At 73.3% G+C, this 23590-nt stretch carries 21 protein-coding genes; 15 read left to right on the forward strand and 6 right to left on the reverse strand.

Going from position 1 to position 23590, the window contains the following annotated elements; all coding sequences use genetic code 11:
- Positions 1-12 precede the first annotated feature (12 nt).
- Both ANAE109_RS02760 and ANAE109_RS02765 read left to right on the forward strand, forming a co-directional pair.
- Entirely contained in the window at positions 13-5463 is a 5451-nt protein-coding gene (locus ANAE109_RS02760) for a HAMP domain-containing protein (RefSeq protein ID WP_011984860.1), read from the forward strand.
- A gap of 1 nt (position 5464) precedes the next feature.
- A complete protein-coding gene (locus ANAE109_RS02765) occupies positions 5465-6301 on the forward strand; it encodes a protein-glutamate O-methyltransferase CheR (protein ID WP_011984861.1) in 837 nt (278 codons plus the stop codon).
- Between the two features lie 3 nt (positions 6302-6304).
- Here ANAE109_RS02765 and ANAE109_RS02770 read toward each other — a convergent pair whose 3' ends face one another.
- A complete protein-coding gene (locus ANAE109_RS02770; RefSeq protein WP_011984862.1) occupies positions 6305-6970 on the reverse strand; it encodes a hypothetical protein in 666 nt (221 codons plus the stop codon).
- Between the two features lie 151 nt (positions 6971-7121).
- On the opposite strand from ANAE109_RS02770, the gene ANAE109_RS02775 reads away from it, so the two are divergent.
- The 9 genes from ANAE109_RS02775 (at position 7122) to ANAE109_RS02810 (ending at position 15177) form a co-directional block, all read left to right on the forward strand.
- Positions 7122-7796 (forward strand): hypothetical protein, encoded by a 675-nt coding sequence (locus ANAE109_RS02775; protein WP_011984863.1) that lies wholly within the window; start codon positions 7122-7124, stop codon positions 7794-7796.
- Positions 7797-7822: 26 nt separating this feature from the next.
- Positions 7823-8695 (forward strand): phosphatase PAP2 family protein, encoded by an 873-nt coding sequence (locus tag ANAE109_RS02780; RefSeq protein WP_011984864.1) that lies wholly within the window; start codon positions 7823-7825, stop codon positions 8693-8695.
- Positions 8696-8780: 85 nt separating this feature from the next.
- Positions 8781-9737: a COX15/CtaA family protein gene (locus ANAE109_RS02785; RefSeq protein WP_041448084.1), complete on the forward strand. Its 957-nt coding sequence runs from the start codon at positions 8781-8783 to the stop codon at positions 9735-9737.
- A gap of 135 nt (positions 9738-9872) precedes the next feature.
- On the forward strand, positions 9873-10490 hold the full coding sequence (locus ANAE109_RS02790) for an OmpA family protein (RefSeq protein ID WP_011984866.1): 618 nt from the start codon (positions 9873-9875) through the stop codon (positions 10488-10490).
- Positions 10491-10794: 304 nt separating this feature from the next.
- A complete protein-coding gene (locus tag ANAE109_RS02795; RefSeq protein WP_011984867.1) occupies positions 10795-11751 on the forward strand; it encodes a DUF5996 family protein in 957 nt (318 codons plus the stop codon).
- Positions 11752-11867: 116 nt separating this feature from the next.
- The gene (locus ANAE109_RS02800) at positions 11868-12275 is read left to right on the forward strand and encodes a bacteriohemerythrin (protein ID WP_011984868.1); all 408 of its coding nucleotides are present in this window, start codon (positions 11868-11870) and stop codon (positions 12273-12275) included.
- A 206-nt stretch (positions 12276-12481) separates the two neighbouring features.
- The gene (locus ANAE109_RS02805) at positions 12482-13411 is read left to right on the forward strand and encodes a zinc metalloprotease (RefSeq protein ID WP_234945229.1); all 930 of its coding nucleotides are present in this window, start codon (positions 12482-12484) and stop codon (positions 13409-13411) included.
- Positions 13412-13541: 130 nt separating this feature from the next.
- The gene (locus ANAE109_RS25180) at positions 13542-13736 is read left to right on the forward strand and encodes a hypothetical protein (protein WP_158305863.1); all 195 of its coding nucleotides are present in this window, start codon (positions 13542-13544) and stop codon (positions 13734-13736) included.
- Between the two features lie 409 nt (positions 13737-14145).
- Positions 14146-15177 carry an aldo/keto reductase gene (locus ANAE109_RS02810; protein WP_011984870.1) on the forward strand — a complete coding sequence of 344 codons (1032 nt, stop codon included), beginning with the start codon at positions 14146-14148 and terminating at the stop codon, positions 15175-15177.
- Positions 15178-15188: 11 nt separating this feature from the next.
- On the opposite strand, the gene ANAE109_RS23205 is transcribed toward ANAE109_RS02810, so the two are convergent.
- The 4 genes from ANAE109_RS23205 to ANAE109_RS02830 all read right to left on the reverse strand — a co-directional run bounded on the left by ANAE109_RS23205 (position 15189) and on the right by ANAE109_RS02830 (position 19180).
- Positions 15189-16046: a S1/P1 nuclease gene (locus ANAE109_RS23205; RefSeq protein WP_011984871.1), complete on the reverse strand. Its 858-nt coding sequence runs from the start codon at positions 16044-16046 to the stop codon at positions 15189-15191.
- 102 nt (positions 16047-16148) lie between these two features.
- Positions 16149-17147: a tripartite tricarboxylate transporter substrate binding protein BugD gene (locus tag ANAE109_RS02820; RefSeq protein ID WP_011984872.1), complete on the reverse strand. Its 999-nt coding sequence runs from the start codon at positions 17145-17147 to the stop codon at positions 16149-16151.
- Positions 17148-17181: 34 nt separating this feature from the next.
- On the reverse strand, positions 17182-18684 hold the full coding sequence (locus ANAE109_RS02825) for a tripartite tricarboxylate transporter permease (protein WP_011984873.1): 1503 nt from the start codon (positions 18682-18684) through the stop codon (positions 17182-17184).
- 7 nt (positions 18685-18691) lie between these two features.
- A complete protein-coding gene (locus tag ANAE109_RS02830; RefSeq protein WP_041448085.1) occupies positions 18692-19180 on the reverse strand; it encodes a tripartite tricarboxylate transporter TctB family protein in 489 nt (162 codons plus the stop codon).
- Between the two features lie 345 nt (positions 19181-19525).
- Between ANAE109_RS02830 and ANAE109_RS25185 the strand changes: the two genes are divergently transcribed.
- From ANAE109_RS25185 to ANAE109_RS02850, 4 genes are read left to right on the forward strand one after another with little or no spacing between them, the layout of a single operon-like run.
- Entirely contained in the window at positions 19526-20185 is a 660-nt protein-coding gene (locus ANAE109_RS25185; RefSeq protein ID WP_158305864.1) for a hypothetical protein, read from the forward strand.
- Positions 20182-21336 carry a M48 family metallopeptidase gene (locus tag ANAE109_RS25190; RefSeq protein WP_011984876.1) on the forward strand — a complete coding sequence of 385 codons (1155 nt, stop codon included), beginning with the start codon at positions 20182-20184 and terminating at the stop codon, positions 21334-21336. The genes ANAE109_RS25185 and ANAE109_RS25190 overlap by 4 nt, the downstream gene beginning before the upstream one ends.
- Positions 21333-21902, forward strand: coding sequence for a hypothetical protein (locus ANAE109_RS02845; protein ID WP_011984877.1), 570 nt, complete (start codon positions 21333-21335; stop codon positions 21900-21902). Before ANAE109_RS25190 ends, ANAE109_RS02845 begins: the two co-directional genes overlap by 4 nt.
- Before the next feature lie 32 nt (positions 21903-21934).
- The gene (locus tag ANAE109_RS02850) at positions 21935-23089 is read left to right on the forward strand and encodes an MFS transporter (RefSeq protein ID WP_011984878.1); all 1155 of its coding nucleotides are present in this window, start codon (positions 21935-21937) and stop codon (positions 23087-23089) included.
- Between the two features lie 14 nt (positions 23090-23103).
- Here the strand turns inward: ANAE109_RS02850 and ANAE109_RS02855 are convergent, their stop codons facing one another.
- Complete coding sequence (locus ANAE109_RS02855; protein WP_041448086.1) at positions 23104-23565, reverse strand: DoxX family protein; 462 nt, start codon at positions 23563-23565, stop codon at positions 23104-23106.
- Positions 23566-23590 lie beyond the last annotated feature (25 nt).

Consider the following 23590-nt stretch of genomic DNA (forward strand, 5'->3'; position numbering starts at 1 on the left):
CCGAGGAACCCCATGCCCGCCAAGCCGACCACGGCGCTCGACGCCGGCCAGCTCCTCGCCGTCCTGGACGCCGTCCGCAAGGGCGACTTCGCCGCGCGCATGCCGGTCGACCGCACCGGCGTCGCGGGCAAGGTCTGCGACGCCCTCAACGAGATCGTCGAGCTCAACGCCGGGCTCGCCGCCGAGCTCGCGCGGCTGAACCGCGTGGTCGGCAAGGAGGGGAAGACCTCGCACCGCGGCCGCCTGGCGGGGGCGAAGGGCTCGTGGGCCGAGTGCGTGGACTCGGTGAACGGCCTCATCGCCGACCTCGTCCAGCCCAGCGTCGAGGTGACGCGCGTCATCGGCGCGGTCGCGCGCGGCGATCTCGGTCAGGCGATGGCGCTCGAGATCGACGGGCGGCCGCTCCAGGGAGAGTTCCTCCGCACCGCCGGCATCGTGAACACCATGGTGGCCCAGCTCTCCTCGTTCGCGAGCGAGGTGACGCGGGTCGCGCGCGAGGTGGGCACGGAGGGGAAGCTCGGCGGGCAGGCGGTGGTGAAGGGCGTGTCGGGCACCTGGAAGGACCTCACCGACAACGTGAACTCGATGGCGTCGAACCTCACCGCGCAGGTGCGCGCCATCGCCGAGGTGACGACCGCGGTCGCGAACGGCGACCTCTCCCGCAAGATCACCGTCGACGTGCGCGGCGAGATCCTCGAGCTGAAGAACACCATCAACGTGATGGTCGATCAGCTCTCCTCGTTCGCGAGCGAGGTGACGCGGGTCGCGCGCGAGGTGGGCACGGAGGGGAAGCTCGGCGGGCAGGCGGTGGTGAAGGGCGTGTCGGGCACCTGGAAGGACCTCACCGACAACGTGAACTCGATGGCGTCGAACCTCACCGCCCAGGTGCGCAGCATCGCGGAGGTCACGACGGCCGTCGCGAACGGCGACCTGTCGAAGAAGATCACGGTGGACGTGAAGGGGGAGATCCTCGAGCTGAAGAACACCATCAACGTGATGGTCGATCAGCTCTCCTCGTTCGCGAGCGAGGTGACGCGGGTCGCGCGCGAGGTGGGCACGGAGGGGAAGCTCGGCGGGCAGGCGGTGGTGAAGGGCGTGTCGGGCACCTGGAAGGACCTCACCGACAACGTGAACTCGATGGCGTCGAACCTCACCGCGCAGGTGCGCGCCATCGCCGAGGTGACGACCGCGGTCGCCACGGGCGACCTGTCGAAGAAGATCACGGTGGACGTGAAGGGGGAGATCCTCGAGCTCAAGAACACCATCAACACGATGGTGGATCAGCTCTCCTCCTTCGCGAGCGAGGTGACGCGGGTCGCGCGCGAGGTGGGCACGGAGGGGAAGCTCGGCGGCCAGGCGGTGGTGAAGGGGGTCGCCGGCACCTGGAAGGACCTCACCGACAACGTGAACTCGATGGCGTCGAACCTCACCGTCCAGCTGCGGGACGTGTCGAAGGTGGCGACCGCCATCGCGAACGGCGACCTCGGCCAGAAGATCACCGTCGCCGTGCAGGGCGAGATCCTCCAGATCAAGGACGTCATCAACAAGATGGTGGACCAGCTCTCCTCGTTCGCGAGCGAGGTGACGCGGGTCGCGCGCGAGGTGGGCACGGAGGGGAAGCTCGGGGGCCAGGCCGACGTGCGGGGCGTGGCCGGCACCTGGAAGGACCTCACCGACAGCGTCAACTCGATGGCGTCGGGCCTCACCGCGCAGGTGCGGGACATCGCCAAGGTCGCGACGGCCGTCGCGAACGGCGACCTGTCCCAGAAGATCGCGGTGGACGTCCGCGGGGAGATCCTCGAGCTGAAGAACACCATCAACGGCATGGTGGACAACCTGCGCACCTTCTCGACGGAGGTGACGCGGGTGGCGCGCGAGGTGGGCACGGAGGGGAAGCTCGGCGGCCAGGCGGTCGTGAAGGGCGTCGCCGGCACGTGGAAGGACCTCACCGACAACGTGAACTCGATGGCGTCGAACCTCACCACCCAGGTGCGCGCCATCGCCGAGGTGACCACCGCGGTCGCGAACGGCGACCTGTCCCGCAAGATCGCCGTCGACGTGCGCGGGGAGATCCTCGAGCTGAAGAACACCATCAACGTGATGGTGGACCAGCTCTCCTCGTTCGCGAGCGAGGTGACGCGCGTGGCGCGCGAGGTGGGCACGGAGGGGAAGCTCGGCGGGCAGGCCGACGTGAAGGGCGTGTCGGGCACCTGGAAGGACCTCACCGACAACGTGAACTCGATGGCGTCGAACCTGACGTCCCAGGTGCGCAACATCGCCGCCGTGACCACCGCCGTCGCCACCGGCGATCTCACGAAGAAGATCACGGTGGACGTCCGCGGCGAGATGCTCGAGCTGAAGAACACCATCAACGTGATGGTGGACCAGCTCTCCTCGTTCGCGAGCGAGGTGACGCGCGTGGCGCGCGAGGTGGGCACGGAGGGGAAGCTCGGCGGGCAGGCCGACGTGAAGGGCGTGTCGGGCACCTGGAAGGACCTCACCGACAACGTGAACTGGATGGCGTCGAACCTCACCGCGCAGGTGCGGGGCATCGCCACCGTGGTCACCGCCGTCGCCGCCGGCGACCTGGGCCGCAAGCTCGCCCTCGAGGCGAAGGGCGAGATCGCCGCCCTGGCCGACACCATCAACGGGATGATCGACACCCTGGCGACCTTCGCGGATCAGGTGACGAACGTCGCGCGCGAGGTGGGCACGGAGGGCAAGCTGGGCGGCCAGGCGCGGGTGCCCGGGGCCGCGGGCGTCTGGCGCGACCTCACCGACAACGTGAACTCGCTCGCCGCGAACCTCACGACGCAGGTGCGCGCCATCGCGGAGGTCGCCACCGCGGTGACGAAGGGGGACCTCACCCGGTCCATCGCGGTGGGGGCGCAGGGCGAGGTCGCCGCCCTGAAGGACAACATCAACCAGATGATCTCCAACCTGCGCGCGACCACGCAGAAGAACACCGAGCAGGACTGGCTGAAGACGAACCTCGCCCGCTTCACCCGCATGCTGCAGGGGCAGCGCGACCTCGAGGCGGTCGGCAAGCTCATCCTGAAGGAGCTCGCGCCGCTGGTGGAGGCGCAGATGGGCGTGTTCTACCTCCTCGAGGAGCAGGGCGGCGAGCGGGTGCTGCAGCTCCTCTCGTCGTTCGCGTTCCGCGAGCGGAAGGGCCTGTCCAACCGGTTCAAGCCGGGGGAGGGGCTCGTCGGGCAGTGCGTGCTGGAGAAGGATCGCATCCTCGTCACCGACCTGCCCGAGGACTACACGCCCATCTCCTCCGGCCTGGGGGAGGGCAAGCCGCGCAGCGTCGTCGTGCTGCCCATCCTGTTCGAGGGCGAGGTGAAGGCGGTCATCGAGCTCGCCTCGTTCCACCGCTTCGGCGAGATCCACCTCGCGTTCCTGGACCAGCTCACCGAGTCGATCGGCATCGTGCTCAACACGATCGCGGCGAGCATGCGCACCGAGGAGCTCCTGAAGCAGTCGCAGTCGCTCGCGGAGGAGCTGCGCGCCCAGCAGGCGGAGCTCACCGACTCGAACCGCCGGCTGGAGCAGCAGGCGAACTCGCTGCAGGCCTCGGAGGACCGCCTCCGCAACCAGCAGGAGGAGCTGCAGCGCACGAACGAGGAGCTCGAGGAGCGCTCGCGGCTGCTGGAGGTGCAGAACGTCGAGGTGGAGCGCAAGAACCGCGAGATCGAGCAGGCGAAGGCGGCGCTGGAGGAGCGCGCCCAGCAGCTCGCCGTCGCCTCGAAGTACAAGTCCGAGTTCCTCGCCAACATGTCGCACGAGCTGCGCACGCCGCTGAACTCGATGCTGGTGCTCTCGAAGCTCCTCTCCGACAACGCCGACGGGAACCTCTCGCCGAAGCAGGTGGACTTCGCCCAGACCATCCACTCCGCCGGCGCGGACCTCCTCGCCCTCATCAACGACATCCTCGACCTGTCCAAGATCGAGTCGGGCGCGATGCAGGTGGACGTGTCGGAGTGCCTGCTCGCCGGCCTGCAGGACTACATCGAGCGGGCGTTCCGGCAGCTGGCCAGCCAGAAGGGCCTGCGCTTCGCGGTGGAGGTGGATCGCCGCACGCCGGGCGCGATCTGGACCGACGAGCGGCGCCTCCAGCAGATCGTGCGGAACCTCCTGTCGAACGCCTTCAAGTTCACCGAGCACGGCGAGGTGGTGGTGCGGATCGCCCCGGCGCGCGGCGGCTGGAGCCGGGACGCCGAGGGGCTGAACGCGGCGGGCTCGGTGCTCGCGCTCTCCGTGCGCGACACGGGCATCGGCATCGCGCCCGAGAAGCAGCGCATCATCTTCGAGGCGTTCCAGCAGGCGGACGGCACGACGAGCCGCAAGTACGGCGGCACCGGGCTCGGGCTCTCCATCAGCCGCGAGCTCGCGAAGCTCCTCGGCGGCGAGCTCGCCGTCGAGTCCTCGCCCGGCAAGGGGAGCACCTTCACGCTGTACCTGCCGGAGGCGCGCCTCGCCGTGCCGGCCGCGCCGCCCAACGTGGCGGTGGCGGTCCCGCGCGCGGCGAGCCGCGACGGCCTGCCGCCCGCCGTGCCGGCCGGGGCGGAGGCGACCTCCGGCCTGCAGCCGCCCGCCTCCCCGGGGTTGGCCGCGAGCGTGGAGCCGCTCGCCGCGAAGGGGATCCTGGTGGTCGTGCCCGACGCGCGGCTCGCCGCGACCGTGGAGGCCGTGGCGCGCGACCGCGGCTTCGCGGTCTGGCAGGCGGACGCCTCCGACGCGGTGCGCACCGCGCGCGAGCGGCGGCCGGACGGCATCGTGATCGAGGTCGGCGCGGCGGCGGGGCCCGAGTGGTCCGTGCTCGAGCGGCTCAAGGAGGACCACGACACGCGCGAGATCCCCCTGCACGTGCTCGCGGCGCCGGCGCCGGCGGCGGAGGAGATGGCCGCGGCCGGCGACGGCGCCTCCGCCCCGCCGCCCGCGCGGGCGGCCGGCGAGCACGCCGCCGACGAGGTGGCGCTGTTCCTCCACCGCGTGGACGCCGAGCTCCCGGAGCGCAAGCGCGCGCTCGTGCGGGCCGCCACGGCGGACACCTCGCTCGTGTCGAAGAAGATCCTCATCGTGGACGACGACGTGCGGAACGTGTTCGCCATCACGGCGCTCCTCGAGCAGCACGGGGCGAGCGTCGTCTACGCGGAGAACGGGCGGCGCGGGCTCGAGGTGCTGAAGGCCAACCCGGGGGTGGACCTCGTCCTCATGGACGTGATGATGCCGGAGCTGGACGGGTACGAGACGATGCGCGCCATCCGCCACCTGCCCGAGTTCGAGCGCCTGCCGATCATCGCGCTCACCGCCAAGGCGATGAAGGGGGACCGCGAGAAGTGCGTCGAGTCCGGCGCCTCCGACTACGTGACGAAGCCGGTGAAGGCCGAGCAGATCCTGTCGCTGCTGCGGGTGTGGCTGTACCGCCGGCCGGAGCCGCGCGGGGAGGCGCGCGTCTGAGGTGAGGACCGGCGCCGACGAGGACGCCGCCGAGCGGGGCGAGCTCGAGGCCCTCCTCGAGGCGATCCACCGGCGGTACGGGCACGACTTCCGGGGGTACGCGCGCTCCTCGGTCGCGCGGCGCCTGCGGGAGGTGCTCCGCGCCGAGCGCGCGGGCTCCTTCTCGGAGCTGCAGGCGCTCGTGCTGCGAGACCCGGCGGCGATGGAGCGGATGCTGTCGACGCTCTGCGTCCACGTCACCTCGATGTTCCGGGATCCCACCTTCTACCTGGCGCTCCGGCAGAAGGTGCTCCCGGCGCTCCGGCGCGCGCCGCTGATCCGCGTCTGGCACGCGGGCTGCGCGAGCGGCGAGGAGGCCTACTCGGCCGCCATCCTCCTGGACGAGGAGGGCCTGCTGGAGCGCTCGCGCATCTACGCCACGGACCTGGCGCCCGCCGCGCTCGAGACCGCGCGCGCCGGCGTGTACCCGGCCGACCTCGTCCAGGAGTACACCGCCAACTACCTGCGCGCGGGCGGCCAGCGGTCGCTGTCCGATCACTACGTGGCGCGCTACGACTCGGTCATCCTGAAGGAGCGGCTGCGCAGGAGGATCGTCTTCTCGCGGCACGACCTCGTCACCGGCGACGTCTTCAACGACTTCCACCTCGTGCTGTGCCGCAACGTGCTCATCTACTTCGAGCCGCCGTTGCAGGGGCGCGTCCACCGGCTGCTGCTCGCGAGCCTGCGCGGCGGCGGCTTCCTCGGGCTCGGCCGCAGCGAGGCCCTGCCGCCGGACCTCCGCGATCGCTACGAGGAGCTCGACGCGCGCGAGCACCTGTACCGGCGGCGGGAGCCGTGACGCTCACGGCACCGGCGCGCCGTGCACCTTCGCGCGGAGCCCCACGAACCAGTCGTTCACCGTCCCGTGCACGTCCTCGGGACCCTGGTCCGCGCGGCTCGACGTGTCGAGGTGGCAGACCAGCTCCAGCGCCGTGACGCCGTCGCCGGCGTCGTAGGCGACCAGCGAGCCGGACTGCACGCGGATGTCCTCGATCCCCTCCACCTTCTGGTAGCGGAACCCGAGCTGCTGCGGCGCCTCCACCGTGCCGAGGAGCGCCCCGCCGCGGTACAGGATGGTCCAGCGGCCCTTGTAGATGGCGGGGCCGGCCGCGTAGCGGATCGAGAACGAGATGGGGTACTCGGGCTCGACGTTCGGGGTGACGTCCCAGCTGTCGGTCTGGTGGATGCGGCTCACGCGCGGGTCCCGCAGCGCCTCGAGGACCTCGGGCAACGTCGCGTGGAGGTACCCTGCTCCGTGCGCGTAGGCGAGCCTGCCCTCCCGCCAGTCGGACACGATCTGGATCTCCTCGGGGTGCGGATCCCCCGCGGTGGCGGGCGGGAACGCCGCCGTGCAGGGCTCGATGGGCTGGAACCCGTCGGCCGGATCGAACGGCGTGCGGGTGGTGTCGGGGCACCCGGCGAACACGATCACGGCCCCGAGCACCGCGAGCGCGCGAGGGAAGCGCATGGCCGGCCTCCGTCCCTGGCATAGCGCCGCCGCCGGGCCGTGGCGCTCTCCTGGTGGCGCAGCCCCGAGCGGGAGGCCTCGAATCGGCCGGTTGACGCAGGGCGCGTGCGGTGGTGCGCTCGCCGGTGAGTCTCCCTCACGCGAGGTCACCATGCGGAAGCTCCTCTCCCTCACGATCGCGCTCGCCGTGCTCGCCGGGTGCGGCGACGACGACGACGGCGGCGGCGGTCCGGCGCTGACCGGGAAGCTTCACGGAGAGACGTTCGACCCCGCGGAGGTGGTGTTCGCGGGGCCGCGGCAGTCGGCGAGCTGCGAGTTCCCCGGCTTCCCGATCACCTACGGGATCGGGGACGCCCTCATCGCGTTCTCCCCGGAGGCGGGCGGCGGATGCGCCCTGGCCGATCCGTGCGCGGGGCGGCGGAGCTTCACGTTCGTGGCGGGGCTGCTCGCGCACGCGGAGGTGCCGGCCCCCGCCGCGGCCCCCGCGCTGGATGGCGGCTCGTACGCGGTGTACGGCTCGCTCGACGAGGCCGTCCCCGCGCTCGCGACGAGCGGGGGCGGTTCGATCCGGACCGCGCTGCTCGCGGCCCAGCAGACGGACGCGCAGTGCGCGCCGGTGGCCGCACCGCCGAGCGCCTCCGGCACGATCCGCCTCGACGCGGTGAGCGCGACGGAGCTCCGCGGGCAGATCGACGTCTCGTTCGCCGACGGCCAGGGCGGGTTCCTGCGCGGACAGTTCACCGCGCGGCCGTGCCCGGCCGTCACCTTCGACGCCTGCTTCAGCGACGCCGGCCTGACGTGCTCCGGGACCCCGTCCTGCCAGTGATCGGACCGCGCAGTCGTCGCCTCGCGATGCGCCTCCTCGCCCTCCTCCTCGCCCTCGCCGCCGCGCCGGCCGGAGCGGCGGAGGGTCCCCTCCTCGGGCCGCAGTTCCGCTGGTCCGAGATGCCGGTGCTCCAGCGGGTGGTGCGCGACGTGGTCGCCATCCCCGCCAACGCGCCGCGGTGGAGCGCGGGAGACTGGGCGCAGCTCGCGCTCTGGTCGGGGGCGGTCGGCGCGCTGATGGTCCCGCTCGACGATCCGCCCGACGCGCGGCTCGATCGGTGGATGCGGGAGGAGCTCGACCCGCGCCTCCCGACCGTCTGGAACGACTGGATGCAGCCGCTCCTCTGGGGAGGGCTCGCGGTGGGCAGCCTCGGCTCCTGGTGGTGGGCCGCGTCCACCGGGAACGACCACGTCGCGCAGGGCTGCTCGCTCATGGGCGAGGCGCTCGCCGTGTCGCAGGTCTATCACCTCACGCTCAAGCTCGCCCTCGGCCGGGACGGCCCGAGCGACGGCGACGGGACCGCGGACATCAAGGGGCCGGCGAACGCGATCCGCGTCTACCCCGCCGGAACGCCCTCGGGGCACGCGGCGACGCTCTTCAGCCTCACCACCGCCGGCCTCGCGTACTTCCGCCCGCCGGCGTGGTTCCAGGCGCTGGGGTACGGCGTGACGGGCGGCCTCGTCGCGTTCCACGTCATCGACCACCGCCACTTCCTGTCGGACTCGGTGTGGGGCGCGGCGATGGGCTTCTACGTCGCGCAGTGGGTGGTCAAGAACCGCGCGTCGCCGCTGCCCGGCGACGCCGGCCGCGCCGAGCGCGCGCCCGGCGGCGGCCACGTCGTGGTCGTTCCGCTGGCGTTCCCGGGCGGCGCGGGGCTGGCGCTCGTCGGGCGCGGCTGAGCGCGGTCGAGCGGGCGTCCTCCCCGGGTGGGGGATGCCGACCCGCGCCGTTGCGGAGCGGCGGGCGCGGTGGTTTGTCTGCCGCATGCGCGCGTTCACCCGCTTCGCCTGGGCGGTGCTCGGCTACAACCTGCTCGTCGTCGCGTGGGGCGCCTTCGTCCGCGCCACCGGCTCGGGCGCGGGCTGCGGCAAGCACTGGCCGATGTGCAACGGGGCGGTGGTGCCCCGGGCGCCGGCGGTCGAGACCGTCATCGAATTCACGCATCGTGCCACGAGCGGCATCGCCCTCCTGCTCGTCGTGGCGCTGGTGGCGTGGGCCGTCCGCGCGTTCCCGGGCGGTCATCCGGCGCGGAAGGCGGCGTGGGCGTCGCTCGGGCTCATGATCCTCGAGGCGCTGGTGGGCGCCGGGCTCGTCCTCTTCGGCTGGGTGGCGAAGGACACCTCGTTCGCCCGCGGCTGGGTGATGGGCGTCCACCTCACGAACACCTTCCTCCTCCTCGGCGCCCTCACCCTCACCGCCGACTGGAGCGCGCGGCCAGGCGGCATGCGCTTCGGCGAGCGCGGCGTCGTCGCCGGCGCGCTCTGGCTCGCCTTCGTGACGGTGATCCTCGCCGGCGTCACCGGCGCGATCGCCGCGCTGGGCGACACGCTCTTCCCGACGACGAGCTTCGCCGAGGGGCTGCGCCAGGAGCTCTCGACCGAGGCGCACGTGCTCCTCCGCCTCCGCATCCTGCACCCGTTCGCCGCCGTCGCGGCGGCCGCGGTGCTGCTGCTCGTGGCGCGCATGGCGCTGCGACATCGGCCCGATCCGCGCGTGCGCCGCGCCGCCCTGTCCCTCCTGCTGCTCGTCGCGATCGAGCTCCTGGCGGGCGCGGTCAACGTGCTGCTGCTCGCGCCGGTGTGGCTGCAGCTCGTCCACCTGCTGCTGGCGGATCTGGTCTTCGTGTCGCTCGTGCTCCTCGCGGCGGCGAGCCTCGCCCCCGGTGAGGTGGAGGTCCCGGCGGGGACGCCCGGCCCCCTGCCGGCCAGCCTTCAGAGCTAGCCCAGGCCTTCCTGGCGTTGGGTCCGGCGCTCCGACCGGGTAGACTGCCGCCGCGTCCCGTTCGTGCGGTCGGGGGGCGGCGCTCGTGTCGGGCGTCGGCTCGGCTGCCGGGCAACTGAAAGGGAGAACTCGAAAATGCACCTCCGGTCCAACCGGGTCATCGCGCTCGCGACCCTCGTCACCCTCATCGGCTGCGGCACCGCCGGAAAGCGCACCGCGATCGGCGGCGGCGCGGGCGCGGCGCTGGGCGCCGGAATCGGCGCGCTCGCGGGCGGCAAGAAGGGCGCCCTGATCGGCGCCGGCGTCGGCGCCCTCGCCGGCGGCTCCGTCGGGCTCTATCTCGACAAGCAGCACAAGGAGCTCGAGAAGGTCGCCGAGACGAAGCGCACCGAGAACGGGATCCTCGTCAACATGAAGAACGACATCCTGTTCGACACCAACAGCGCCGACCTCAAGGGCGAGGCCGTGACGCAGCTCACGCAAGTGGGCGACATCCTCGCGAAGTACGCGGACGACCGGATCCGGATCGAGGGCCACACCGACTCCTCCGGCTCCGACTCGCTGAACGAGGCGCTCTCCCGCAAGCGCGCCGACTCGGTGCGGACGGTGCTCGTCTCCCGCGGCGTGCGCGAGGAGCAGATCACCGTGGTCGGCAACGGCGAGACGAAGCCCATCGCCGACAACGCGACGAAGGAAGGGCGGGCCAAGAACCGCCGCGTCGAGCTGCACATCGACGTGCCGAACCCCAGTTAGCACGGGGGCAGCGCCCCCGCCCCGACGACGGCTGACCGCCGTCGTCGGGGCCCCACCTTCTCCGGCGGGCGTTCGCGCGGGGCCCCTCCCGCGGTGATTCGCGCGGGGCCTCCACGCTGTGATCCGAGCGGGGCTGCTCCGCGGGGATTCCGCGCCGGCCCTGCCGCACAGCGGGCGGGCAAGCTCACCGCTCGTCCGGCCAGACTTCGCTCGCTCGACCGCTTCGGGCTCCACCTGGCGCTAGCGTCCGGGCTCCTCGGTTGCCCAGCTTGATGGGCACGCGAAGCACGCGAGGAGGGGACCGATGCGCGATCACATCGCCTGGCCGGAGCTGCCGCTGGCGCGCTGGCGTGGCACCTGCGAGACGCTGCACATGTGGACGCAGGTCATCGGCAAGGTGCGCCTCGCCTCGACGCCGCTCGTGAACCACTGGTGGAACGTGCCGCTCTACCCGACGGCGCGCGGGCTCACCACCTCGCTCATGTTCCACGGGCCCACGGGCTTCGAGATCGCGCTCGACCTCCTCGACCACCAGCTCGAGGTCACCACCAGCGACGGGACGTTCGGGGCGATGCCGCTCGTCCCGCAGACGGTCGCGCAGTTCCACGCGCGTCTCATGGGGATGCTGCGCGACCTCGCGATCGACGTGCCCATCCGCACGACGCCGGTGGAGATCCCGAACCCGATCCCGTTCGAGAAGGACGACGTGCACGCCTCCTACGACGCGGAGTGGGCGCAGCGCTTCTGGCGGGTGCTGCTCGCCTCGAGCCGGGTGCTCGGGGAGTTCCGGGCTCGCTTCATCGGCAAGGCGAGCCCGGTCCACTTCTTCTGGGGCAGCTTCGATCTCGCGGTCACGCTCTTCTCCGGGCGCCGCGCGCCGGAGCGGCCGGGGGCGGACGGCATCACGCGCGAGGCCTACTCGCACGAGGTGGTGTCCTTCGGCTTCTGGCCGGGCGGAGGCGTGATGGACGACGCCGCCTTCTACGCGTACGCCGCGCCGGAGCCGGCCGCGTTCGCCGACGCCCCGGTGCGCCCCGCGGAAGCCCACTACCATCGGGCGCTGCGCGAGTTCATCCTGCCCTACGCCGCCGTCCGCGCCGACGCGGAGCCGGAGCGGCGCCTCATGGAGTTCCTCGAGACGACCTACGAGGCGGCGACCGAGCTCGGCGGCTGGGATCGCGCCGCGCTCGAGCGCGGTGAGCCGGCCGCCGTCGAGGCGGCGCCGCGAGGGGAGCGGCCGGAAGCGCCGCCCCTGCATTGAGCGCGAGGCATCACCCCGTCCTGGCGGGTGGGGGAGGTCGCCCCCGGGCGGGCGTTGAGGTGCGCGCGCCCGCCGGGAATGGGAGAGCGCGCGATCATCCGGACGAGGAGGCGGTCATGGTGGAGACGCACGCCTGGAACGAGAAGCTCGACGTCGGCCACGAGGCGATGGATCACGATCACCACCTGCAGATCGGGCTCGTGAGCGCCTTCGTGGACGCGGTCGAGCGCGGTCGCCCGTGGATGGCGCGCCGTCTCGCGGACCAGCTCCTCGCCTACAGCGTCGCGCACTTCGGCAGCGAGGAGCTGCTCATGGAGGGCAGCGCGTTCCCCGAGCGCGACGCGCACGCGGGCGAGCACGGCGCGTTCCTCGAGCAGATGCGCGAGCTGCAGCGCTCGTTCTCGAGCGGGGACGAGGCGCTCGCCACGACCTCCGCGCTGGAGCTGCGCGGCGCGCTCGCCGCGCACATGAACGGCGCCGATCGCCGGCTCGCGGCGCACGTCTCGCCCCTCACCCGCGGCTGAGCGGACGGAGACTTCACGGGAGTGCTGGTGCTTCTGGCACCCGCTCCCCGGAGCCCTGCGACTGGCCCTCCGGTACGAAGGGCGCCCGTTCACGCATACATGGCAGCGCGCTGGGTCGGGTGTGCCCCGTCCTGACGGGGTGGGGCACGTTGACCCGACGCAATATCGACCCCTACCATGCCTCCTCCCGACTCGAGGAGGCGTCCTTGCTTTCGAACCGCTCGCTGCTCGCCGTCGCGCTCGCTGCCGCCGTCCTGGCCGGCTGCGAAGGAGCCCGCACCGATCCCAACCTCGCGGCCGAGGACCAGGCCCTCGCGGCGAGCCGCCAGATCCGCAGCTGCGGCACGGAGAACCCGAGCGCCCGGGACCTGGAGCGCGTCTCCCGCGAGGTGGACGCGAAGCTCCGCACCTCGAACGCGGAGGGCGCCGCGGCGCGCGCGGCGGGCTCGGTCGCCGTCCCCGTCTGGTTCCACGTGGTGAACCGGGGATCGGGGCTCGCGAACGGGGACGTGCCGCAGGCGCTCATCGACGCGCAGCTGCGGGTGCTGAACGACGCCTTCGCGGGCCGCACGGGCGGCACGCCCACGGCGTTCACCTTCACGCTCGCGGGCGTCACGCGCACGACCAACGCCACCTGGTTCGGCTCGTGCGACGTCTCGTCGGTGGAGGCGCAGATGAAGACGGCGCTGCGCGTCGGCGGCGCGGGGACGCTGAACGTCTACAGCTGCGACCCCGGCGGCGGCCTCCTCGGCTGGGCGACCTTCCCGTGGAGCTACGCCTCGAGCCCGCGGATGGATGGGGTCGTGCTCCTCTACTCCTCGCTGCCCGGTGGCGGCGCCGCCCCGTACGACGAGGGCGACACCGGCACGCACGAGGTCGGGCACTGGCTCGGCCTCTACCACACGTTCCAGGGCGGGTGCCCGAGCGGCGACAGCGTCACCGACACCAACGCCGAGCGCTCCGCGGCGTACGGTTGTCCGACGGGACGCGACACCTGCAACGGGAAGCGCTACCCCGGTCCCGATCCCATCACGAACTTCATGGACTACACGGACGACGCCTGCATGTTCCACTTCACGTCGGGTCAAGCGTCTCGCGCCGACGCGCAGGCGGCGACGTACCGGCCGGCGCCCTAGCGCGTTCCCCCCGCGCGCGAGCGGCCGTCGCGGCGGGGCGGCGAAGACGAGCCGTGCGCGGCGAGGCGCCGGGCGAGGGCTCGCTCGCCGCCCGCGATCGCCGGCTTTCGACGGGAGGAATGGCGACGAGGTGCGAGCGGTTCGATCCCTCGTCCTCCCGGAGGTGTTCGTGACCACGTTCCTCGCCGCGCTGATCGCCGTGTCGCTCCTCGTGCTCGCGGGCCTCGCCCTGGCTCGTCGAAACGGACAGGCTCGGCTGGCGGCGGTCCCGGTGCCTGCGCGCCTGCGGCGCGCGCCGCGCTCCAGCCGGCGCCGCGGCCGCTGATCCCGCGGCCGGCGCCGCGAGCGGCTCCGCCCCCCTCTTCACCGCCCAAACGGACTGGCGACCCACCCCCGGTCGCCGGCGCTCCGGTGAACGTGCGTTCAAGTCGTCGCGCGTGGGTCGCCTCGGCCGGTCGCCACTTCGCCCCGCACACGAACGTCCCCCGCCCGCGGGACGGCGCCCCCTCGTTGCATTCACGGAAAGTGCGACCGGACGCCTGCGTGGCGCTCCCACGTGAACGTGCTCGCAGCGGGTCCGGGGCGAACGGGGGAGATGGTGGGGGGTGATACGTGCCGCCGCCGCACGTGGGCCGCCGCCGGGACGAGGAGGCGCTCCCAGGTTCGGATCCCCCCGGTGAGCGAGTTCGCCCGGCGCCAGCGCCGCGCGCATCTTCTCGACGAGGAGGTCCGCCATGACGCGCCGAGAGTTCCTGGAGCTGGCCGCAGCGGCGACGTTCGTGCCGCTCGCCGCCTGCGGCGGCCACACCCAGACCGCCCACGGCGGAGTGGAGGAGGGGACGCCCGACGCCCCCGCGGGCGCGGGGCCCCTGCCAGAGCGGATGCTCGGCCGCACGGGCGTCGCGGTCTCGATCGTCGGGCTGGGCGGCTACCACATGGGAACGCAGGAGACGGAGGAGGAGAGCGTCCGCATCGTCCGGACCGCGATCGACGGCGGGATCACCTTCCTCGACAACTGCTGGGACTACAACGACGGCGAGAGCGAGCGGCGGATGGGGAAGGCGCTCCAGGACGGCTACCGGGAGAAGGTCTTCCTCATGTCCAAGATCGACGGCCGCGACGCGGTGACCGCGGCGCGGCAGATCGACGAGTCGCTCCAGCGCCTGCGCACCGACCGCGTGGAGCTCATGCAGATCCACGAGGTGATCCGGCCGACCGACCCCGAGCGCTGCTTCGCCGCGGGGGGCGCGGTCGAGGCGCTCGTCGCCGCCCGGCAGGCGGGCAAGATCCGCTTCATCGGCTTCACCGGGCACAAGTCGCCGCGCTGGCACCTCGAGATGCTGCGCGTGGCGGAGGAGCACGGCTTCGCGTTCGACACCGTGCAGATGCCGCTCAACGTCCTCGACGCGCACCACGACAGCTTCGAGCGGAACGTCCTGCCGGTGCTGGTCCAGAAGAACATCGGGATCATCGGCATGAAGCCCATGGCAGACGCGCGGATCGTCAAGCGGGGCATCGCCTCCCCCGAGGAGTGCCTCGGCTACGCGCTGAGCCTGCCCGCGAGCGTGGTGGTGACCGGCTGCGACTCCGTCGAGCGCGTCGAGCAGGCGCTGCGGGTCGCGCGGGCGTTCCAGACGTTCCCGGAGGAGCGCGTGGACGAGCTGCTCGCCCGCACCGCCCCGGCGGGGCAGGGAGGCGCGAACGAGCTCTACAAGACCACCGAGGAGTACGACGGGACGACCCAGAACCCGCACTGGCTGGGGTAGCGCTCACACCGTCAGCGGCCGGCGGCGCCGAGCCGGACCGCTCGCGCCGCCGCGATCCGCTCGAGGAGCGCGGCGAGCCGGACGCCGGCCTTCTGGAGCTGCAGCTCCGTTCGCGCTCGCTGCCGGTCCGCGTACTCGCGCGGCAGGAGCACGATGCGCCCGTCGCGCGGGAGCGGCCCGAGCTCGGCGTACAGCGCGCGCGCGAGCGCGTGCGACTCGTCCGCCCACTCGGCGGGCGAGGGGCGCGCGGCCCAGCGCGCCGCCTCCGCGGGTCCGATGTCGCGGGCGAGCGCGCGGGCGGCGGCGACGGTGCCGCGCCGCCGGAGGATCGGCCCGAGCACGTCCTGATCCCACACGCGGTGGAACGGGCGCGGCTGCCCGCGGGCGCGCTCGCGCCGCGTCGGCAGGTCGTTGCCGCCGCGGTCGCGCCCGTCGCCCGCGTGCAGCGGCTGGTGGACGTCCGCGACGAGGTGCACGAGCCAGCGGAACGCGTCCGCGCGCCGGGCCGCGCCCTCGCCGTCGCGCAGCTCGGCGATCGCGCGCTCGAGCGCGGCCACCACGCACGCCTCGCGCGGGCAGTCGCGGGCGGGGTCGAACGCCGCGGCGAGGGGGATGTTCACGTAGTGCCAGGCCCTCGTCGCGGGATCGCGCTGCGCGTCGGCCCAGCCGGCCACGTCGGCGTTCGACATGGGCGTGGCGCCGAGGACCTCCCGCACGAGCCGCCGCGCGGAGGGGCCGAGCCGCTCCTCCGCGATCGCCGCCACGATCCGGTGCCCCGGCTCGGACCAGGCCGCCGCCGTCGCGGGTGCGGTCGCGACGGCGGCGGCGGCGAGACAGAGGAGAGGCAGGGCGGCGTTCGTGCGGGGCATCGGACCTCGGCGGCGGCGGGTGGACGGGGAGCCTACCGCGCCGCGCCGACGCCGAGGGTCCCCTCCATTTCCGAGCCCGCGGGTGCGCGCCGGGCCGAGGCGCTACTTGGCCTCGGCGCTGCCGGCGCCCTTCAGCGCCTTCGACCAGCGCGCCACCTCGCTCTCGACGAGCTTGCGCAGCCCCTCCGGCGTCTGGGCGTCCTCGTTGGAGAGGTCGCCGCCGAGGTCGAGGAGACGCTTCCGCGTGCCGGGATCCTTGAGCGCCTTCACGAGCGCGCCGTTGAGCTTCTTCGTGACCTCGGGGGGCGTCCCCTTGGGCGCGAAGATCGCGTTCCAGGCGCTCACCTGGAACTCCGGCAGGCCGGCCTCCTTGGTGGTGGGAACGTTCGGCAGCGCCGGGGAGCGCTCGGGCAGCGCCACCGCGTACGCCTTGATGGTCCCCGCCTGGATCTGCGGCACCAGGCTCGGGATCTGATCGCACATGTAGTCCACCTGTCCGGCGACCAGGTCGTTCAAGGCGGGGCCGGTGCCGCGGTAGACCACGCGCGTCGGCTTCACGCCGACGAGCGAGTTGAAGACCGTGCAGGTGCTGAAGGAGACGGAGCCCACGCCCGCGTGCGCCTCGTTCAGCTTCGAGCCGTTCTGCTTCGCGTACGCCATGAACTCCTTCAGGTCCTTCGCCGGGAAGTCCTTGCGGGCGACGATCAGGATCGGCGTGCCGGAGGCGAGGCCGATGGGCGCGAAGTCCTTCACCGGATCGTACTTGAGGTTGGGGTAGACGGCGGGCGCCGCCCCGTGCGTGCCCATGTGGCCCATCATGATGGTGTAGCCGTCCGGCGGCGCCTGGGACGCGCGCGTGATGCCGGTCGTGCCGCCCGCGCCGGCGACGTTCTCGATCACGATCTGCTGACCGAGGGTGCGCGACATGTCGTCGGCGACGATGCGGGCGACGACGTCCGTCGGACCGCCCGCGGCGAACGGGACGATCATGGTGATGGGCCGCTCGGGGTAGGCGGCCCGCGGCGAGGCGGGTGCGAGCAGCGCCGCGGCGGCCACCGCGGCGAGCAGCGTCTTCACGAACCTCCACACTCTCGGCTCCATCGAGACTCCTCCCTCGCGCCCACCCTGGGCGCGCTCACTCCACGAAGACCTCGTCGCGCTTCTTGCGCAGCGAGGGGACCACGGCGAGGATCAGGACCAGCGCCGCCACCGCCAGCAGCGCGGCGCTGACCGGCCGCTGGACGAAGACGGCGGGATCGCCGCGCGCGATGGCGAGCGCGCGCCGCAGGTTCTCCTCCATGAGGCGCCCGAGCACGTAGCCGAGCAGCAGCGGCGCGGTCTCGAAGCCCAGCTTCGTGAGCGCCCAGCCGATCACGGCCAGCCCCGCGGTGAAGAGCACGTCCGCGGGCGAGTTGTTCACCGAGTAGATCCCGATGCAGGAGAACACCAGGATGGCCGGGTACATCAGGCGGTAGGGCACCTTCACGAGGCGCACCCACACCCCGACGAGCGGGAGGTTGATGACGAGCAGCATGAGGTTGCCGATCCACATGCTCGCGACCACGCCCCAGAACAGCGAGGGGTTGCGGGTCATCACGAGCGGCCCGGGCACGATGCCGTGGATCGTCATCGCGCCGACCATGAGCGCCATGACCGCGTTCGGCGGGATGCCCAGGGCGAGGAGCGGGATGAACGAGGTCTGCGCGCCCGCGTTGTTGGCCGACTCGGGCCCGGCCACGCCCTCGATGGCCCCGCGCCCGAAGCGGCGCGGGTCCTTCGCGAGCTTCTTCTCGAGGGCGTAGGAGGCGAAGGGGCCGAGCACGGCGCCGTTGCCGGGCAGGACCCCCAGCGCGGAGCCGAGGAGGCTGCCGCGCACGATGGGGCGCGCCGACTGGCGGAGCTCGGCCATGGACGGGAGCACGCGTCCGATCGGCCTCTTCACCACGTCGCGGTGCTCGGTCACCTCCAGGTTCCGCAGCACCTCGGCGAGCCCGAAGATGCCCATGGCGAGCACCGCGAAGTCGAGCCCGTCCGCCAGGGGCGCGTACCCGAAGGTCATGCGCTCGACGCCCGTCTCGAGGTCGGTCCCCACCGTGGAGAGGAGGAGGCCGACGAGGATCATCCCGATCGCCTTGAGGAGCGAGCCGCGCGCGAGCACGATGGCGAACACCAGCCCGGCCGCCATGAGGGAGAAGTACTCGGCGGAGCCGAAGAGCAGGGCGACGCGCGTGAGCGGCACCGCGGCGGCGGCGACCACCAGGGTGGCCACGCAGCCGGCGAAGAACGACCCCAGCGCCGCGACGCCCAGCGCGGCGCCGGCGCGGCCCTGCTTCGCCATCTCGTGCCCGTCGAGGGTGGTGACCACCGCGGTCACCTCGCCCGGGATGTTCACCAGGATGGCGGTCGTCGAGCCGCCGTACTGCGCGCCGTAGTAGATGCCCGCGAGCATGATGATCGCGCCCACCGGATCGAGGCCGAACGTGACCGGCAGCAGCATCGTGATGGTCGCGATGGGGCCGACGCCGGGCAGCACGCCCACGAGCGTGCCGACGAAGCAGCCCGTCAGCGCGAGCAGCAGGTTCTGCGCGGAGAGCGCGACCGAGAAGCCGAGCGCGAGGTGCTGGAAGAGGTCGCTCACCCGGCCCTCAGATCACGAAGCCCGGCAGGACGAGGATGGGGATGGGGAGATGCAGCGCGTACCGGAACAGCCCGATGCAGAAGGCGGTGATGACGATCGCGAAGACGACGAGCTCCTTCCAGCGCGTCTCGGGCGAGGCCGCGCCGGACACGAGCGCGACGAGGGGCCCCGCCAGCGCCAGCCCCACCGTGCGGATCGAGAGCGCGAAGGCCACCACCGCCAGGGCCACGAAGAACGGGCCGCGCAGCGGCCAGCGGCCGAGGGGGTCGCCCTCCTTCACGAGCGACAGCACCACGAGCGCCAGGCCGGTGAGCCCGACGAGGACGGTGACGGCGCGCGGCAGCATGCCGGGGCCCATCGAGCGGAGCGTCCCGGTCTCGAGCTCGGCGCCCGCCCACCAGGCGAAGAGCGCCAGGGCGACGAGGCTCGCGCCCGCCGCGAGGTTCTGGGGCGCCTGCACCCTGGGTCCCCCGGGCGTCACGGCCCCGCGTGACACGTCGGCTGCTCGTTCGGGCAATGGGACCTCCACTCCGCGTCACTGCCCAGCAAGGGGTAGGGATTCGAGCCGAGCGTGAAAACTCGTTGATGGCTCGCGAAAGCGGCCGTGGCACCGGCCGTTTGGGGCTGCCCGGGCGGCTCACCGGAGCGGGAGGCGACCGGCCGCGGTCGCCTCGGCGGCCGCCTCGCTCGCGGGGCCTCGTCAAGGCGTGGCCACGACGCCGCGCCGACGCTCCGCGATATCGGCGGACGTTGACTCCGCGTGCGCGCGAGACCCACCCCGCGCCCCTCGCGGCCGACACCCTGCGTGGGCTACGCTCCGCGCCGTCTCCGGGAGGGAACCGTGGGAAGACGCGTACTGCTGGTGATGCTGCTCGCCGCGGCCGCAGGCTGCATGCCCTATCACCGCGCGCGCCCCGGCGCCGAGACCTGGCGGCAGGGGGTGAAGACGGTGGGCGTCCTGCCCGCGATCCGGATCCTCGAGATCTCCCCCGGGAACGTCGAGGAGGAGCACGAGGAGTGGACGGAGCAGGGAAAGCGGAACGTCGTCGCGGCGCTCTCCGACGGCCTGCGGGCGCGAGGGCTGCACCCGAAGGTGATGACCTGGAAGACCGACGACGAGCTCGACGACGTGCGGCTCCTCTACGCCGAGGTCGCGGAGGCGATCTGGCTCTACGCCTATCCGCCGTACACGTTCCCGCACAAGGTGGAGCGGTTCGAGTACGGCGTCGGCCCGATCGGCAAGATCCTCGATCGGGCCGGCGCGGACGTGCTGCTCGTCGCCGCGGGCCAGGATCGCGTCGGCTCGGACGGGCGGAAGCTCGGGATGCTCGCCGGCATGCGCGCCATGGCGCTGCTCACGCTCGGGCTCGTGGACCGGGCCGGGAACGTCGTCTGGTTCGACGTGTGGGGCGGCGCCGGGATCGACCTGCGGCAGGACGCGGACGTCCGGGAGTCCGTCGAGAAGCTCCTCTCCGAGCTGCCCGGGACGGCGGCGCCGTGACCCCCCGCGCCTGGCTGATCGCCGCCGCGGCCCTCCTCTCCGCCGCGTGCGCCGTCGCGCCGCCGCGCGCGGCGCGGCTGCCGCCCGTGTCCGCCCCGAGCTTCGCGATGGAGCGCGACGAGCGCCGCCTCTGGAAGGAGGCCGCCGAGATGGACGCCCGCGCGCGCAAGAGCGGCGCCGTGCTCGGGGAGGCCCCGCTCGAGCGCTACCTGCTCGGCGTCGCCCGCCGCCTCACGCCCGGCGCCGCGCTGGGCAAGCTGGACGTGCGCGTGCGCGTCATCGAGTCGCCGAGCCTGTCCGCCTTCGTGTCGCCCGACGGCGGGGTGTTCGTGACGATGGGGCTGCTCGCGCGGCTGGAGAACGAGGCGCGGCTCGCGGTCGTGCTCGGGCACGAGCTCGTGCACGCCGTGAACCGGCACGCCATCGTCGAGTACCGCACCTTCAAGCACGGCGCCGCGCTCGCCTCCGCCCTGCCGTTCGGCCTGGGCGAGCTCGGCACCAAGGCGGCGGTCACCGGCTACTCGCGCGACCTCGAGCGCGAGGCCGACGAGGAGGGGCTCGCGCTCGTCGCGGCGGGCGGGTGGGACGTCGCGGAGGCGACGCGGCCCTTCGAGCACCTCGCCGCGTGGGTGAAGGAGGAGGAGATCGAGGAGCCCTTCCTGTTCTCCACGCACCCGCGCCTCGAGGAGCGGATGGAGAGCTACCGCACGCTGCTCGCCACCCGCTACGCGGGCCGCAGCGGCGGCGACCGCGGCCGGGAGCGCTACCAGGGCGCGATCCGCGAGCTCGTGCTCGCCAACGCGCGCCTCGATCTCGCCGCCGGACGCTTCGGGCCGGCGGAGCGCGGCGCCCGCGCGTACCTCGCCCTCCGCCCCAAGGCCGCGGAGGGGCACGCGCTCCTCGGGGACGTGGCGCGGCAGCGCGGCGGCGACGGAGCGGAGGCCGGCGCGCTCGCGCACTACCGCAAGGCCGTCGAGCTCGACGCGCGCTGCCCCGAGGCGCAGCGCGGGCTCGGGCTCGCGCTCGCCAGGCGAAACGATCGCGAGGGCGCCCGGGCGGCGCTCCGCGCGTACCTGAAGCTCAGCCCGGACGCCGTGGATCGCGCCTGGATCGAGGGGGACCTCGCGGCGCTCGAGGGGAGGGGACCATGAGGATCCGGCTCGCGACGCTCGCGTGCGTCGCCGCGCTCGCGTCGGGGTGCCTCCACGACGAGGCGCCCTGGCGCGAGGTGGGCGGCAAGTACGACTCCGGCAACTGGTTCGGGCCGCGCATCTCCATGGTCCTCCCCGACGACTGGATGAAGCTCAACCGCGTCGAGGACGGCCTGGTCGCGACGCGCGACGGCTTCAACCTGCAGTCGATCAAGATCCGGCGGGTGGACCCCGGCAAGCCGCTGCCGCACACGAAGAAGACGGTGGCGGAGGGGATGCGCCCGCACGAGCTCGCCGAGGTCCTCCTCGACGACCTGCGCAGCGACGGCTCGGCGAACGGGCTCAAGGTGCTGGAGACGCGCCCGGCGACCATCGCCGGGGCGCCCGGGTTCCGCACGACGGTCGCGTTCAAGGACGCCTTCGGCCTCAAGGTGAAGGTGGTCCTGTGCGGGGTGATGATCGAGGATCACGCCTGGCAGATCGCCTACGTCGCGCCCGCGCGGCACTACTTCGAGCAGGACCTCGGCACGTTCGACGGGGCGCTGGCGAGCTTCCGGGTGCGGTGACCGCGGGCGCCTCCGCGGGTATCGTGCCCGCGATGGATCGTGAGCGCCTCGCGCTGTACGCAGGGACGGTCGCCGCCTACTCGGACATGTACGTGACGCAGCCGATCCTCCCGCTGCTCTCGGGGGAGTTCGGCGTCGGGCCCGCACGGGCGGGGCTCACCGTCTCCGCGGTGGTCCTCGCCATCGCGGTCGCGTCGAGCCTCTACGGACCGCTCTCCGACGCGCTCGGGCGCCGCCGCGTCATGGCCGGCGCCACCGCGCTCCTCTCGCTCGCGACGCTCGCCTGCGCCGCGGCGCCGTCCTTCGGCGCGCTCGTCGCGCTCCGGGCCGCTCAGGGGGCGCTCGTGCCGGGCATGACGGCCGTGTCCATCGCGTACGCGGGAGACCGCTTTCCTCCGGGCGAGCTCGGGCGCGTGGTCGGCGGCATCATCGCCGCCTCGGTGGTGGGAGGGCTCGTCGGGCGCGTGGCCTCGGGCGCGATCGCGGCGCACCTCGGCTGGCGCGCGGCGTTCGTGGCGTTCGCGGGCCTCACGCTCGCGGCCGCGGTGGTGCTCGCGCGCGGGCTCGCGCCGGGGACGCGCGCGGCCCGGCACGGGCTCGTCGCGGCCTACGCCGGGATGCTGCGCCACCTGCGCGATCCGCGCCTCGTGGGCGCCTACCTCGTCGGCCTCTCCCTGTTCTTCGGCTGGATCGGGATCTTCACGTACCTGCCGTACCGCCTGTCCGCGCCGCCCTACGCGCTCTCCACCGGGGCGGTGTCGAGCGTCTACCTCGTCTACGCCGCCGGGGTGGTGGCCTCGCCGCTCGCGGGCAGGCTCTCGGGCCGCGTGCCGCCGCGGCGCCTCATCGCCGTCGGGCTCGCGGGCGAGGGGCTCGGGATGGCGCTCGCCCTGGCGGGCCCGCTGCCGCTCGTCGTGCTCGGCCTCGTGGTGCTGGTGCTCGGCACGTTCACGGCGCAGGCGGTGGTCCCGGCCTTCGTGAACGCCACCGCGCGCACCGCCAAGGGCGGCGCGAGCGCGCTCTACCTCGCCTTCTACTACCTGGGCGGCACGCTCGGGTCGGCGCTGCCGGGCCTGGCGTGGCAGGCCGGGGGCTGGCCGGCGGTCGTGGCCGCGTGCGGCGCCTCGGTGTGCGTCGGGATCGTCGCGAACGCCGCGCTGTGCGGGCGCGCCGCCCGGACTGGCTGACCGAGCCGCGTCGGCTACTTCAGCAGCTTCACGAACCGGAGCGCCCGGCGCCGGCGCGGCCGGGCGAGCGCCCAGGCGGGACGCTCGACCCGCCGCTCGAGGAGCTCGTGCGCGGAGATCACCCCGGGCCCGGCGGCCAGCAGGGTCGCGGCCATCCCGATGAGCGCCAGGTTGAACTCGTAGCCGCCGCTCAGGTTGGAGAAGCCCTTCGGCCCGTGCACCTTCGCGATCGCCATGGCCTGGGTCGCGAGCACCGCGAGGGCGCCGAGGCGCGTGCCGATGCCCAGGATCGCCGTCGCCCCGCCGAACACCTCCGCGAGACCGGTCACCCGCGCCCAGCGCTCGCCGGGCTTGAACCCGAGCGACTCGAACATTCCGGCGGCCTCCTCGGGGCCGCGCAGCTTCTGCGCCCCGTGGTAGAGCATCGTCGCGCCGAGCGCCGCCCGCATCGGGACGAACGCAGCCTTCTTCGTCATCGCAATCGTGGCCGTCACGTGGTCT

It is taken from the genome of Anaeromyxobacter sp. Fw109-5 (genome assembly GCF_000017505.1).
GTDB lineage: Bacteria > Myxococcota > Myxococcia > Myxococcales > Anaeromyxobacteraceae > Anaeromyxobacter.